Source organism: Pseudomonas sp. TH43 (assembly GCF_016650635.1).
Taxonomy (GTDB): domain Bacteria; phylum Pseudomonadota; class Gammaproteobacteria; order Pseudomonadales; family Pseudomonadaceae; genus Aquipseudomonas.
The window spans coordinates 1,329,363-1,341,949 of sequence record NZ_JAEKFI010000004.1; the positions used below are offsets into that span (position 1 = coordinate 1,329,363).

Consider the following 12,587-nt stretch of genomic DNA (forward strand, 5'->3'; position numbering starts at 1 on the left):
GCAAGCACAAGCTTATGGCTGACTATCAGGGTCGGGCATGCTCGTTGACCCGTTGACTGACACACCTACACTTATCGGCCATCACTCCCAAAGGAATAGCCCTGATGAAAGCCGTGCTGTGCAAAGCCTTCGGCCCTGCCGAATCGCTGGTGCTGGAAGACGTCGCCAGCCCTGTCGCGAAAAAGAACGAAATCCTGCTGGACGTGCACGCCGCCGGGGTCAACTTCCCGGACACGCTGATCATCGAGGGCAAGTACCAGTTCAAACCGCCCTTCCCGTTCTCCCCGGGCGGTGAGGCCGCGGGGGTGGTTCGCGAAGTCGGCGAAAAGGTCAGTCATCTCAAGGTCGGCGATCGGGTCATGGCCCTGACCGGCTGGGGCAGTTTCGCTGAACAGGTCGCCGTGCCGGGCTATAACGTCCTGCCGATTCCGCCATCAATGGACTTCAATATCGCTGCCGCCTTCAGCATGACTTACGGCACCTCGATGCACGCCCTCAAGCAACGCGCCCAACTGCAACCGGGCGAAACCCTGCTGGTGCTCGGTGCGTCCGGCGGTGTCGGTTTGGCTGCCGTGGAGATCGGCAAGGCGATGGGCGCCCGCGTCATTGCGGCCGCCAGCAGTGCCGAGAAACTCGCCGTAGCCAAGGCTGCCGGCGCCGACGAGTTGATCAACTACAGCGAAACCAGCCTCAAGGACGAAATCAAACGCCTCACCGACGGCCAGGGCGCTGATGTGATTTACGATCCGGTCGGTGGCGATCTGTTCGACCAGGCCATCCGCGCCATCGCCTGGAACGGCCGCTTGCTCGTGGTCGGCTTCGCCAGCGGGCGCATCCCTGAGCTGCCGGTCAACCTCGCCCTGCTCAAAGGGGCGGCGGTACTTGGCGTGTTCTGGGGCTCCTTCGCCCAGCGCCAGCCACAGGACAACGCGGCGAACTTCCAGCAATTGTTCGGCTGGTTTGCCGAGGGCAAGTTGAAACCGCTGGTGTCGCAGGTCTATCCGCTGAGCAATGCGGCGCAGGCGATCAATGACCTCGGCCAGCGCAAGGCGGTGGGCAAGGTGGTGGTGCAGGTGCGCTGAGGCGCTTCAACGACCGGGCGACGCTGCCATGTCGCCCGGCATCAGCTGCTCCTGCACCTTCTCGCTTCGCGACTCAACCAGTTGCCCCTTGTCGTCGAAACGCAAAACGATCAGCCAGTCATATACATCCACCGGCCATTTCGGCTGGCCGATCAATGCCGGGCCATTGCCGCCGAACGCGCCGATGAGTTTATTGATGTGGCCGTGGTGCCAGGCGATCAGCACGGTTTTCGCCTGATTGTCCTTGCGCAGCAGGCTGACCAGTTTGTCGACGTCGTTGTTGGCGAAGGGTTGTTCGATCGGCAGTTGCAGGCGTTGCGCCAAGGGGATCAAGGTCTGGCGCGGGCGGATGCTTTGCGCGCTGTCGGCGGTGGCGATCAGGCGTTGCGGTGTCAGGGCCTCACCCTCCAGCTGCAATGAAGTGAAGTAGTCAGCGTAAGCGGCCGCGCGCGCTTCACCCCGAGCATTGAGTTGCGGGCCTAATGCGGGTTTTTCCGCATGACGGACGATCAGCACCGTGGCATTGCGCAACCCCGGCGCCGCAGCGCCCTGAGCGAAACTCAGCGCGAGAACAGAGGCGATGACGGCGACCACCATCAGCAATCTGGGCCATAACCTGCGAATCATCGGGGCCATCATTGTTCTCTGCGCGATCAGTGGGTGACTGCTGGCGAGTCTATGACACAACCCTGTGACGGCGACAAAAACGCCCTGTTCTTACAGCTGAGCGACAGGTTCGTAAAAGAACATGCGACTTCCAACATTTTCCGCTGTTTTGGCGATGCGAACCGGTGCTATTTTCGGTAACGAAACTGTAACATTCGCATCCGCAGTCAAAACAAGAAATTTGGAGCTCTTGAATGTTTGCTTTCTTTCGACCTGCCGCACATCAGGCTCCATTGCCTGAAGAAAAAATAGACAGCACTTACCGACGCCTGCGCTGGCAGATCTTCGCCGGTATTTTCTTTGGTTACGCGGGTTATTACCTGCTGCGCAAAAACTTCTCGCTGGCCATGCCGTACTTGATCGACGAAGGCTACAGCCGCGGTGATCTGGGTCTGGCGATGTCGGCGATTGCCATCGCCTATGGCTTGTCAAAGTTCCTCATGGGCCTGGTGTCCGACCGTTCAAACCCGCGCTTCTTCCTGCCTTTCGGCCTGTTGGTGTCGGCCGGGGTGATGTTCGTTTTCGGTTTCGCACCGTGGGCAACGTCCAGCGTGACCATGATGTTCATACTGCTGTTCATCAACGGCTGGGCTCAGGGCATGGGCTGGCCGCCAAGTGGCCGGACGATGGTGCACTGGTGGTCGCAGAAAGAACGTGGCGGCGTGGTCTCGGTATGGAACGTGGCGCATAACGTCGGTGGCGGCCTGATCGGCCCGCTGTTCCTGCTCGGCATGGGCCTGTTCAACGACTGGCACGCGGCTTTCTACGTACCGGCAGCGGTAGCGCTGGGCGTGGCGGTGTTTGCCTTCATCACCATGCGCGACACCCCGCAATCGGTGGGCCTGCCGCCAATCGAGAAGTACAAGAACGATTACCCGGAAGGCTACGACGCCAGCCACGAAGACGAATTCAGCGCGAAAGAAATTTTCGTCAAATACGTGCTGCGCAACAAAATGCTCTGGTACATCGCCATGGCCAACGTCTTCGTCTACCTGCTGCGCTATGGCGTGCTGGACTGGGCACCGACCTATCTGAAAGAAGCCAAGGGTTTCACCGTCGATAAAACTTCCTGGGCTTACTTCTTTTACGAGTGGGCGGGTATTCCGGGCACGCTGCTGTGCGGCTGGATGTCGGACAAGATCTTCCGTGGCAACCGCGGCCTGACCGGCATGGTGTTCATGGCGCTGGTGACTGTGGCGACGCTGGTTTACTGGCTGAACCCGGCTGGCAACCCGACCGTCGACATGATCGCGCTGTTCTCGATCGGCTTCCTGATCTACGGCCCGGTGATGCTGATCGGTCTGCAGGCGCTGGAACTGGCACCGAAAAAAGCCGCTGGCACGGCGGCCGGTTTCACCGGTCTGTTTGGTTATCTGGGCGGTTCGGTCGCGGCGAGTGCGGCGATGGGCTACACCGTTGACCACTTCGGCTGGGACGGCGGGTTCGTGCTGCTGGTGGGCGCTTGCCTGCTGTCGATGGCCTTCCTGGCCCCGACCCTGTGGCACAAGCAAGTCGCCAGTCAGAGCCGTGAAGCAGTCGCGTGATCGGACTGTGATTGACAGCGCTTGAGCCGCGCCTCCAGATTTCGGTCTGGCATGGCGTGGCTGCGCAGGGCGTGTGCGGTCTGCTCGACATAATCGCGAGTGGTACCGTAACGCCCGCAAGCGCTTTCAAACACCTGACTCAGCACGTGATCCGGCAAGTTGCCGGCATAGCTGGGCAGGTGTCGCTCCAATACAAACCCCAACGCCTGCACCTGACTGCCATCTTCGAGCCGGCAGTTGAGCCAGTGTGGCCGATAGGATGGCACTGGCATTTCGCGCTTCCACAATGCGTACAGCGCCGCGTCGAGATTGTCTTCCGGCAAGCGATACGCGAAGCCGCTGCACGAACCGCCACGATCCAGACCAAACACCAGACCGGGCATTTCCGGCGTACCGCGATGCTCGTGCGACCACAGGTACAAGCCGCGATGGTAACCATGCACGCGGCCGCGCACCCTTTCCACCGCCGTGCATTCCGGCCGCCAGATCAGCGAACCGTAGGCGAACAGCCACACCGGCCCGCCCTTGTGGCGCGCCATGGTCGATTGCATGGAAGCGAGAAGTTGTTCGTGCGTCAGCTGCGGCCCAAGATCGAGCCGCGGAGGGTAAGCCAGGTTCAGAAAAGCGTTTTCAATGGCACTCATGGCGAATAGCGTTCAGCTCCCCGCGGGTGAAGAATTACTTAATAGAACGCACCGCTGTAACAATAAGGCACATATGTTTTAAGGCAATTTAAGTGCCATGGCACAGTTATTAATCGATTGCCTGATTGATATATAACCTAGCGGTATTTATCCAATTAGATAAATACCGATCGGCTATATAGAGAGTTATAACGAATCAGCAGCGCAGCTCAAGAGCGAGGCTCAAGAGCGAGGCGCGTACGCAAACACGTCGGCACGCATCTGGTGAGCGTCCATCCCGGCCTCGACCAAAGCGTCGAGTGTGCCGTAGACCATGGCCGGCGAACCGCTGGCGTAGACGTGCAGCGGTTTCAGATCCGGGAAGTCTTCGCAGACCGCCTCGTGCAGCATGCCGCAGCGCCCTTCCCAGCCGCACTGATCGCTGACGACTTTGTGCAGGAACAGATTGGGCAGCTTCAGCCATTCGTCCCAATGTTCGATCTCATAGAAATCTTCCGGACGACGCACGCCCCAGTACAGATGCACCGGGTGTTTGAAGCCGTTGGCGCGGCAATGTTCGATCAGTGCGTGAATCTGGCCCATGCCGGTACCAGCAGCGACCAGCACCAGCGGCCCGTCGGGCAATTCCGCCAGATGCGTGTCACCGAACGGCAACTGAACGCGCACCATCGGGTTGCGTTGCAGCTGTTCGAGCAGGCTCAGTGCACTGGCTTCGCGCGCCAGCACATGGATTTCCAGATCGCGCCCGCCATGCGGAGCCGAGGCCATGGAGAACGCCGATTTCTCGCCGTTCTCGCGCTCGATCATCAAATATTGCCCGGCGTGATAACGCGGCGGCTTGCCGGCGGGTGCGCGCAAACGCACACGCCAGGTATCGCCGCCGACGTCGCGGCATTCGATGACCTGACACGACAGGCTGCGCACCGGCAGTTCTCCCAGCGCGAGCACGCCATCCCACAGCAGGATGCAGTCTTCCAGCGGCTCGGCTATGCAAGTGTAGAACTCGCCGTGGTCGTGCACCTTGCCGTCCTGCTCGACCCGGCCTTCCACCAGCAGCGCCGCGCACACGTGACAATTACCATTGCGGCAGCTTTGCGGGCATTCATAGCCCAACCGCCGCGCACCGTCGAGAATCCGCTCACCGGGCCGTATCTCAAGCACTGCTCCGGAGGGCTGAAGGGTTACACGCATCAATCTATTCCTAATTGATTCCAGATGGCATCGATCCGTTGGGTAACGGCGTCGTCCTTGACAATCACACGGCCCCACTCGCGAGTGGTTTCGCCCGGCCACTTGTGGGTGGCATCGAGGCCCATCTTCGAACCCAGGCCAGAAATCGGCGAGGCGAAATCGAGATAGTCGATCGGCGTGTTATCGATCATCACCGTGTCGCGCTTGGGGTCCATGCGCGTGGTGATCGCCCAGATCACATCATTCCAGTCCCGGGCGTTGATATCGTCGTCGGTGACGATAACGAATTTGGTGTACATGAACTGTCGCAAAAACGACCAGACACCGAGCATCACGCGCTTGGCGTGCCCCGGATACGATTTCTTCATGGTCACGATGGCCATGCGGTAAGAGCAACCTTCCGGCGGCAGGTAGAAATCGGTGATCTCCGGGAACTGCTTCTGCAGGATCGGCACGAACACTTCGTTCAGCGCCACGCCGAGAATCGCCGGCTCATCCGGCGGACGGCCGGTGTAGGTGCTGTGGTAGATCGGCTTGATCCGGTGGGTGATGCGCTCGACGGTGAACACCGGGAAGCTGTCGACTTCGTTGTAGTAACCGGTGTGGTCGCCGTACGGGCCTTCGTCGGCCATTTCGCCCGGATGGATCACGCCTTCAAGGATGATCTCGGCGGTGGCCGGCACTTGCAGGTCGTTGCCACGGCACTTGACCAGTTCCGTTCGGTTACCGCGCAGCAGACCGGCAAAAGCGTATTCGGAGAGGCTGTCCGGCACCGGCGTCACGGCGCCAAGAATGGTCGCCGGATCGGCACCCAGAGCCACGGACACCGGGAACGGCTGGCCCGGATGCTTCTCGCACCATTCGCGGAAGTCGAGCGCGCCGCCACGGTGGCTCAGCCAGCGCATGATCACCTTGTTACGGCCGATCACTTGCTGACGGTAGATGCCAAGGTTCTGGCGCTCCTTGTTCGGGCCTTTGGTGACGGTCAGGCCCCAGGTGATCAGCGGGCCAACGTCGCCGGGCCAGCAGGTCTGCACCGGCAGCATCGCCAGGTCGACGTCGTCGCCTTCGATGACCACTTCCTGGCACACCGCGTCTTTGACGACTTTCGGCGCCATCGAGATGATCTTGCGGAAGATCGGCAGCTTCGACCACGCGTCCTTCAAGCCCTTCGGCGGCTCCGGCTCCTTGAGAAAGGCCAGCAGCTTGCCGATCTCGCGCAGCTCGCTGACCGACTCGGCGCCCATGCCCATGGCCACCCGCTCGGGGGTGCCGAACAGGTTGCCGAGCACCGGGATGTCGTAGCCTGTCGGCTTCTCGAACAGCAACGCCGGGCCCTTGGCCCGCAGCGTGCGGTCGCACACCTCAGTCATCTCCAGCACCGGCGAGACGGGAATCTGGATGCGTTTCAACTCTCCGCGCTGCTCAAGCTGCTGCACGAAATCCCGAAGATCCTTGAATTTCATTGACGATGGCACCCTCAAAATAGGCGTACATCCTACCTGCTATGCAGCCCTGTGGCAGCCTGTCGCTGCTTACTTGGCTGCATTCGTCTGGGCTTTACCAAGGTTTTCCCGGGCCTGCAGGCCGAGAAACAGTGGCTCAAGGATCGGCGCCACGAAGCGTGCACCGACTTCCGACAGGTGATTGTCATCGGTGTACAACGAGTAGCCGTCCAGTTCGGCGTGACACAGACCGCGCTCATCGCACAGCCGTGGTGCCGGATCGACCACACGCACTGCCGGGTCTTTGGCCAGCTCAGCGAACAACTGGCTGATGAACACCTGACGTTCATGGTGTATAGAGGCTTGCTGACCAACGCCCTCGACCGAGCGATCCAGCATCGCCAGTCGCGTCAAACGATACGGCGGGCTGAAAGCCTGCAACGGCGCTTCTTTGACCAACCAGACCCGATGTCCGCTGGCCCGCAATTGCGCAACGCGCGCGCGCAGGCCAGTGGCCAGACGTTGCTCGGCAGCGGCGCGATCGTAACGACCGTCGGGGGTTCTCAGCACGTGGCCCAAGTCGCCCTTGGCATCGCCGTAGAGGTACAGGCTCCAGCGTGCGACCAGCACCACATCGCTCACGCTTTTCTCTTTCAGGGCCTGCTCGACCCGGCGATTGAAATGCGCACACACCGGGCCATGTTCCAGGCCTTCCACCGGAATACAGCCGGGAGAACTGGCGAGGATCACGCTGACATCGTGGGCTTTTGCACCGTCATCGAACACTGGAATCAGCGCCGTGGCATGACTATCGCCCCACACCATCGCTTGCGCAGGCAGGTCGGCCACGCCGTAATGACAGAACAGTTTGTCATCAGGTGTCTTGTCGTCCGCCAGACACGCCATCAGCTCCGGCCGCCAATCGTGACCCTTGGCGTATTGCAGCGCCTGATCGGACAGGCGCCACGGCAAACCATCGGTCCAGCGCAAGGTTTGTCCGGCCAGCCCCAGCACCAGCACACCCAAGGCGCCAGCAATCAGAATCGGCCGCCGCCCAGCGAGCAGGCGGCGCTCGCGAAACGGCGTTTCAACGAACTTCCACGACAGATAACCCAGCACCAGTGTCAGCAGAATCAATCCTACGCTGTCGAGCGCACTGATCTCTTCGACGCTGGCGTAGCTGGAAAATACGAACACCGGCCAATGCCACAGATACCAGGAATAGGAGATCAAGCCGAAACCGACCATCACCTTACTGCTCAACAATTGACCAACGAAGGTTTCGCGATGGCCATTGGCGAAAATCAGCAGCACCACACCGAGCACCGGCAGCAGCGCCGCCGCACCGGGGAATGGCGTGGATTTGTTGTAGCCGAACACCGCCAGCAGGATCAGGCCCATGCCGAGCAGGCTCAACAGTTGCGCGGCCATCGGCTTCAAGCGCCAGGCATGCTTCGGCGCCACGGCCAGCATCGCACCGGCGAGTAGTTCCCATGCGCGCATCGGCAGCAGGAAGAAGGCTTTTTCCGGGTGGTGACTGACTGCCCACACGCTCAAGCCGAAGGACACCAGCAAAATTGCGAAGAGCGCCAGCCGCCAGTGCTTGAGGCGACTCGACAGCACCGCCAAGAGCAGCGGAAAGAGGATGTAGAACTGCTCTTCAACCGCCAGCGACCACGTGTGCAGTAACGGTTTGAGGTCAGAGGCGACGTCAAAATAGCCGTCCTGGCGCATGAATAGAATGTTCGAGACGAACAGCACCTGATAGCGCACCGAGCGCCCCAGTTCTTCGTAATCCTTGGGCGCCAGCAGGAACCAGCCCACTGCCAGCACCGCGATGATCATTGCAAACAGCGCCGGCAGAATCCGCCGCGCACGCCGCGCCCAGAATTCGACGAAGCTGAAACGCCCGGCCTGACGCTGGTTCCAGATGATCGAAGTGATGAGGTAGCCGGAGATCACGAAGAACACGTCAACGCCGACGAAACCGCCGGTAAACCCCGGAACGCCAAAATGGAACAGCACCACGGCGATGACCGCGACTGCCCGCAAGCCGTCGATGTCCCTTCGATAAGCGAGTGTGCTCATAAAATCTTTAATGCCAAATCAGATGGTTGTTTTTTGTACAGCAGGCACCTCTCAGGCCGAGAAGGTCACCGATGCCGCTTCTTGTTTTGCCCACTCACAGACCTTACCAGATCGAGAACCTCCCATCGCCGGGACAAAAAACGGGCAAAAAAATGGCGCCCCGCGAGGGACGCCATTTTTATCGGCTCAAGCCGCGATGTTACTTGCGTTTCATCGACAGGAAGAACTCGTCGTTGGTCTTGGTCGTTTTCAGCTTGTCGACCAGGAACTCGATGGCAGCCACTTCGTCCATCGGGTGCAGCAGCTTGCGCAGAATCCACATGCGCTGCAGTTCGTCGTCAGCGGTCAGCAACTCTTCACGGCGGGTGCCGGAGCGGTTGATGTTGATCGCAGGGAACACGCGCTTCTCGGCGATCTTGCGATCCAGAGGCAGCTCCATGTTGCCGGTACCCTTGAACTCTTCGTAGATCACTTCGTCCATTTTCGAGCCGGTTTCAACCAGCGCGGTGGCGATAATGGTCAGCGAGCCGCCTTCTTCGATGTTACGCGCAGCACCGAAGAAACGCTTTGGCTTCTCCAGGGCGTGAGCATCGACACCACCGGTCAATACCTTGCCGGAGCTCGGGATCACGGTGTTGTAGGCACGGGCCAGACGGGTGATGGAGTCGAGCAGGATCACCACGTCTTTCTTGTGTTCGACCAGGCGCTTGGCCTTCTCGATCACCATTTCGGCAACCTGTACGTGACGGGTCGGCGGCTCGTCGAAAGTCGAGGCAACCACTTCGCCGCGCACGGTGCGCTGCATTTCGGTTACTTCTTCCGGACGCTCGTCGATCAGCAGCACGATCAGGTGAACTTCAGGGTTGTTACGGGCGATGTTCGCTGCGATGTTTTGCAGCATGATCGTTTTACCGGCTTTCGGCGGTGCCACGATCAGACCACGCTGGCCTTTGCCGATCGGGGCGCACAGGTCGATCACGCGACCGGTCAAGTCTTCGGTGGAACCGTTACCGGCTTCCATCTTCATGCGCACGGTCGGGAACAGCGGGGTCAGGTTCTCGAAGAGAATCTTGTTTTTCGCGTTCTCGGGACGATCGAAGTTGATCGTGTCGACCTTGAGCAGGGCGAAATACCGCTCGCCTTCCTTCGGAGGGCGGATCTTGCCAACGATGGTGTCACCGGTGCGCAAGTTGAAACGGCGGATCTGGCTTGGCGAGACGTAAATATCGTCCGGGCCGGCCAGATAGGAAGCGTCAGCGGAGCGCAGGAAGCCGAAGCCGTCCTGGAGAATCTCCAGCACGCCATCACCGGAGATTTCCTCGCCGCTTTTCGCGTGCTTTTTCAGCAGGGAGAAAATCACGTCCTGCTTGCGCGAACGGGCCATATTTTCTATGCCCATCTGTTCGGCCAATTCGAGCAGTTCGGTAATCGGCTTTTGCTTGAGTTCAGTCAGATTCATATAGGAATGACGTAATCATTTATGGAGGGGGGGAAATTAAGCTTTTGGCTTAATGAGGCCGCGCCGCAGAGAAGGCGACAGGATCGCGTACTTATTCGAAAAGGAGTGCGTCGGCGACGGCTAGCAGGGGGCATTGGAGAAACCAGTGCGGGGCCGAATGTACCACCTGAGTTTCGGAGCGTCTAGCCCTGAATACGCAAAAAGCCCCGCTATTTGCGGGGCTTTTTTTCCGGCTCTTTACAGCGACGCTTAGATGTTGGCGTCGAGGAAAGCGGCCAGTTGCGACTTCGACAGAGCGCCGACCTTGGTCGCTTCAACGTTGCCGTTCTTGAACAGCATCAGCGTCGGGATACCACGCACGCCGTGCTTGGCCGGGGTTTCCTGATTTTCGTCGATGTTCAGTTTGGCAACGGTCAGCTTGCCTTTGTAAGTCTCGGCAATCTCGTCCAGAACCGGAGCGATCATTTTGCAAGGACCGCACCATTCAGCCCAGTAATCGACCAGGACAGCGCCTTCGGCCTTGAGTACGTCGGCTTCGAAGCTAGCGTCGCTAACGTGTTTGATAAGATCGCTGCTCATGGAATTCTCCAGGTTGTAAGCAAAAAAACGTGGCCCATCATAGCCGCCCTTCCCCTGTTCAGGAAGCCGCAGATGATTGAGTCTTGCTATGGTGCCCCATGAGTTTGGGTATAGCTCAAGTCACGCCGTGGCGGGGGCGGTAAAGGCGATTCCAGTACGAAGGGCAGCGTTGCGCACGTGTTCCTGCATGGCTTTTTGCGCGGCCCCGGAGGACCGGCGTGCGAGCGCGCGGAGGATCTTGCGGTGTTCCTGCCAGGTTTCCATGGCGCGTTCGGCACGGATGAACGGTAGTTTCTGACTCTCCAGAAACATCTCGGCGCTGTTGGTGAGGATGCTCAGCATCGCCTGATTGCCGCTGGCCAGCAGGATTCGCCGGTGGAATTCGAAGTCCAGCTTCGCCGCCGCTTCGAAGTCTGCATTGCGCAATTGCTCGCGCATCGCCGCCACGTTGTCCTCCAGCGCATCCAGATCGAACGTGCTCAGCGTCATCGACGCCAGCCCGGCGGCAAAGCCTTCCAGCGCATAGCGCAATTGAAAGATATCCAGCGGTGACGCCTGCGCCGCGAAGGACCAGCCCGGAGCGTTCTCACCGCGCGACAACTCCACCGGTGACTGCACGAAAACACCCTTGCCCGGCTGAATGCTGACCACACCCAACGCGCTCAGCGACGACAGTGCTTCACGCAGTGAAGCCCGGCTGACGCCCAACTGCAGGGCCAGATCGCGTTGCGACGGCAAGGCGTCGCCCGCGCCGAAACCCTGTTCGGTGATCAGTTTGCGGATCGCTTGCAGCGCCACTTCGGGTACCGCACGGGAAATCGAATTCATGGTTGTTCAGACGCGTCAGGCCAATGTGCGGCTAGTTGTAAAGCTATTCGCCGAGTCCGGCAAGTCGTGCCCCAGCGGGGTTCGGCGAATCCGCCCGGTGCGCCATGGCAGTGCGAAAAACAACCTGACTGTTCAGACCAGTAAGACCGAACAAGTCCGCTGAAACTGGGGCTTTCCGGGGCAAAAGCAGCGTATTGGCACGGCCCGTGCTCTGTCCGATCGCAGCATTCACTTCCCGCCGATCCGGAGATTGTCCATGACCCAGCGTTACAGCGCCCTCCTCGCTTCCCTGTTTGCCGGCCTGCTGCTGTGCCAGGCCCCCGCTCATGCCGACGGTCTCGACGACGTGGTCAAACGCGGCACGCTGAAAGTCGCCGTACCCCAGGACTTCCCGCCGTTCGGCTCGGTCGGCCCGGACATGAAACCCCGTGGCCTGGACATCGACACGGCAAAACTGCTGGCCGATCAGCTCAAGGTCAAACTCGAACTGACCCCGGTCAACAGCACCAACCGCATTCCGTTTCTGACCACCGGCAAAGTCGACCTGGTGATTTCCAGCCTCGGCAAAAACCCGGAGCGCGAGAAAGTCATCGACTTCTCCCGCGCCTACGCACCGTTTTACCTCGCCGTGTTCGGCCCGCCAGACGCGGCGATCGCCAGCCTCGACGACCTCAAGGGCAAAACCATCAGCGTCACCCGTGGCGCCATCGAAGACATCGAGCTGAGCAAAGTCGCCCCGGAAGGCGTGACCATCAAGCGCTTCGAAGACAACAACTCGACCATCGCCGCTTATCTCGCCGGGCAGGTCGACCTGATCGCCAGCGGCAACGTGGTGATGGTCGCAATCAGCGAAAAGAACCCGAAACGTGTGCCGGCGCTGAAAGTGAAGCTCAAGGATTCGCCGGTTTACGTTGGCGTGAACAAGAACGAAGCCGCCCTGCTGGCCAAGGTCAACGACATCCTGACCACCGCCAAGGCTGACGGCGCTCTGGAAAAGAACTCGCAGACCTGGCTGAAAGAGCCGCTGCCGGCCGATCTCTGATCGACTGCGCGGGAGACCT

General features: G+C 60.1%; 11 protein-coding genes. 3 read left to right on the forward strand and 8 right to left on the reverse strand.

The window, feature by feature from the left end:
- Positions 1–104 precede the first annotated feature (104 nt).
- A complete protein-coding gene (locus JFT81_RS22460; RefSeq protein ID WP_201229146.1) occupies positions 105–1,082 on the forward strand; it encodes an NADPH:quinone oxidoreductase family protein in 978 nt (325 codons plus the stop codon).
- A 6-nt stretch (positions 1,083–1,088) separates the two neighbouring features.
- On the opposite strand, the gene JFT81_RS22465 is transcribed toward JFT81_RS22460, so the two are convergent.
- The gene (locus JFT81_RS22465; protein ID WP_201198769.1) at positions 1,089–1,718 is read right to left on the reverse strand and encodes a flagellar basal body-associated protein FliL; all 630 of its coding nucleotides are present in this window, start codon (positions 1,716–1,718) and stop codon (positions 1,089–1,091) included.
- Between the two features lie 224 nt (positions 1,719–1,942).
- On the opposite strand from JFT81_RS22465, the gene glpT reads away from it, so the two are divergent.
- Positions 1,943–3,292, forward strand: a complete 1,350-nt coding sequence (gene glpT, locus JFT81_RS22470; protein ID WP_201229148.1) for a glycerol-3-phosphate transporter — start codon at positions 1,943–1,945, stop codon at positions 3,290–3,292.
- Here glpT and JFT81_RS22475 read toward each other — a convergent pair.
- The 7 genes from JFT81_RS22475 to JFT81_RS22505 form a co-directional block, all read right to left on the reverse strand.
- Positions 3,268–3,936: a gamma-glutamylcyclotransferase gene (locus tag JFT81_RS22475; protein WP_201229150.1), complete on the reverse strand. Its 669-nt coding sequence runs from the start codon at positions 3,934–3,936 to the stop codon at positions 3,268–3,270. The two genes, glpT and JFT81_RS22475, sit on opposite strands and share 25 nt — an antisense overlap.
- Positions 3,937–4,158: 222 nt before the next feature.
- Entirely contained in the window at positions 4,159–5,127 is a 969-nt protein-coding gene (locus JFT81_RS22480) for a CDP-6-deoxy-delta-3,4-glucoseen reductase (protein ID WP_201229152.1), read from the reverse strand.
- Complete coding sequence (gene ubiD / locus JFT81_RS22485) at positions 5,127–6,593, reverse strand: 4-hydroxy-3-polyprenylbenzoate decarboxylase (protein WP_008081413.1); 1,467 nt, start codon at positions 6,591–6,593, stop codon at positions 5,127–5,129. The genes JFT81_RS22480 and ubiD overlap by 1 nt, the downstream gene beginning before the upstream one ends.
- A 69-nt stretch (positions 6,594–6,662) precedes the next feature.
- Positions 6,663–8,660: an acyltransferase family protein gene (locus tag JFT81_RS22490; protein WP_201229154.1), complete on the reverse strand. Its 1,998-nt coding sequence runs from the start codon at positions 8,658–8,660 to the stop codon at positions 6,663–6,665.
- Positions 8,661–8,859: 199 nt separating this feature from the next.
- Entirely contained in the window at positions 8,860–10,119 is a 1,260-nt protein-coding gene (gene rho, locus JFT81_RS22495) for a transcription termination factor Rho (RefSeq protein ID WP_003229334.1), read from the reverse strand.
- A 249-nt stretch (positions 10,120–10,368) separates the two neighbouring features.
- Positions 10,369–10,698 (reverse strand): thioredoxin TrxA, encoded by a 330-nt coding sequence (gene trxA / locus JFT81_RS22500; protein ID WP_003206727.1) that lies wholly within the window; start codon positions 10,696–10,698, stop codon positions 10,369–10,371.
- A 120-nt stretch (positions 10,699–10,818) separates the two neighbouring features.
- Positions 10,819–11,526, reverse strand: coding sequence for a FadR/GntR family transcriptional regulator (locus JFT81_RS22505; protein WP_201229155.1), 708 nt, complete (start codon positions 11,524–11,526; stop codon positions 10,819–10,821).
- A gap of 256 nt (positions 11,527–11,782) precedes the next feature.
- Between JFT81_RS22505 and JFT81_RS22510 the strand changes: the two genes are divergently transcribed.
- Positions 11,783–12,568, forward strand: coding sequence for a transporter substrate-binding domain-containing protein (locus JFT81_RS22510; protein WP_201229156.1), 786 nt, complete (start codon positions 11,783–11,785; stop codon positions 12,566–12,568).
- The last annotated feature ends 19 nt before the right edge of the window (positions 12,569–12,587 follow it).

Coding starts and splice junctions, on each gene's coding strand:
- JFT81_RS22490 (WP_201229154.1), bottom strand. CDS start 8,660: ATGAGCACACTCGCTTATCGAAGGGACATCGACGGCTTGCGGGCAGTC.
- JFT81_RS22475 (WP_201229150.1), bottom strand. CDS start 3,936: ATGAGTGCCATTGAAAACGCTTTTCTGAACCTGGCTTACCCTCCGCGG.
- glpT (WP_201229148.1), top strand. CDS start 1,943: ATGTTTGCTTTCTTTCGACCTGCCGCACATCAGGCTCCATTGCCTGAA.
- JFT81_RS22460 (WP_201229146.1), top strand. CDS start 105: ATGAAAGCCGTGCTGTGCAAAGCCTTCGGCCCTGCCGAATCGCTGGTG.
- trxA (WP_003206727.1), bottom strand. CDS start 10,698: ATGAGCAGCGATCTTATCAAACACGTTAGCGACGCTAGCTTCGAAGCC.
- rho (WP_003229334.1), bottom strand. CDS start 10,119: ATGAATCTGACTGAACTCAAGCAAAAGCCGATTACCGAACTGCTCGAA.
- JFT81_RS22505 (WP_201229155.1), bottom strand. CDS start 11,526: ATGAATTCGATTTCCCGTGCGGTACCCGAAGTGGCGCTGCAAGCGATC.
- JFT81_RS22465 (WP_201198769.1), bottom strand. CDS start 1,718: ATGGCCCCGATGATTCGCAGGTTATGGCCCAGATTGCTGATGGTGGTC.
- JFT81_RS22510 (WP_201229156.1), top strand. CDS start 11,783: ATGACCCAGCGTTACAGCGCCCTCCTCGCTTCCCTGTTTGCCGGCCTG.
- JFT81_RS22480 (WP_201229152.1), bottom strand. CDS start 5,127: ATGCGTGTAACCCTTCAGCCCTCCGGAGCAGTGCTTGAGATACGGCCC.
- ubiD (WP_008081413.1), bottom strand. CDS start 6,593: ATGAAATTCAAGGATCTTCGGGATTTCGTGCAGCAGCTTGAGCAGCGC.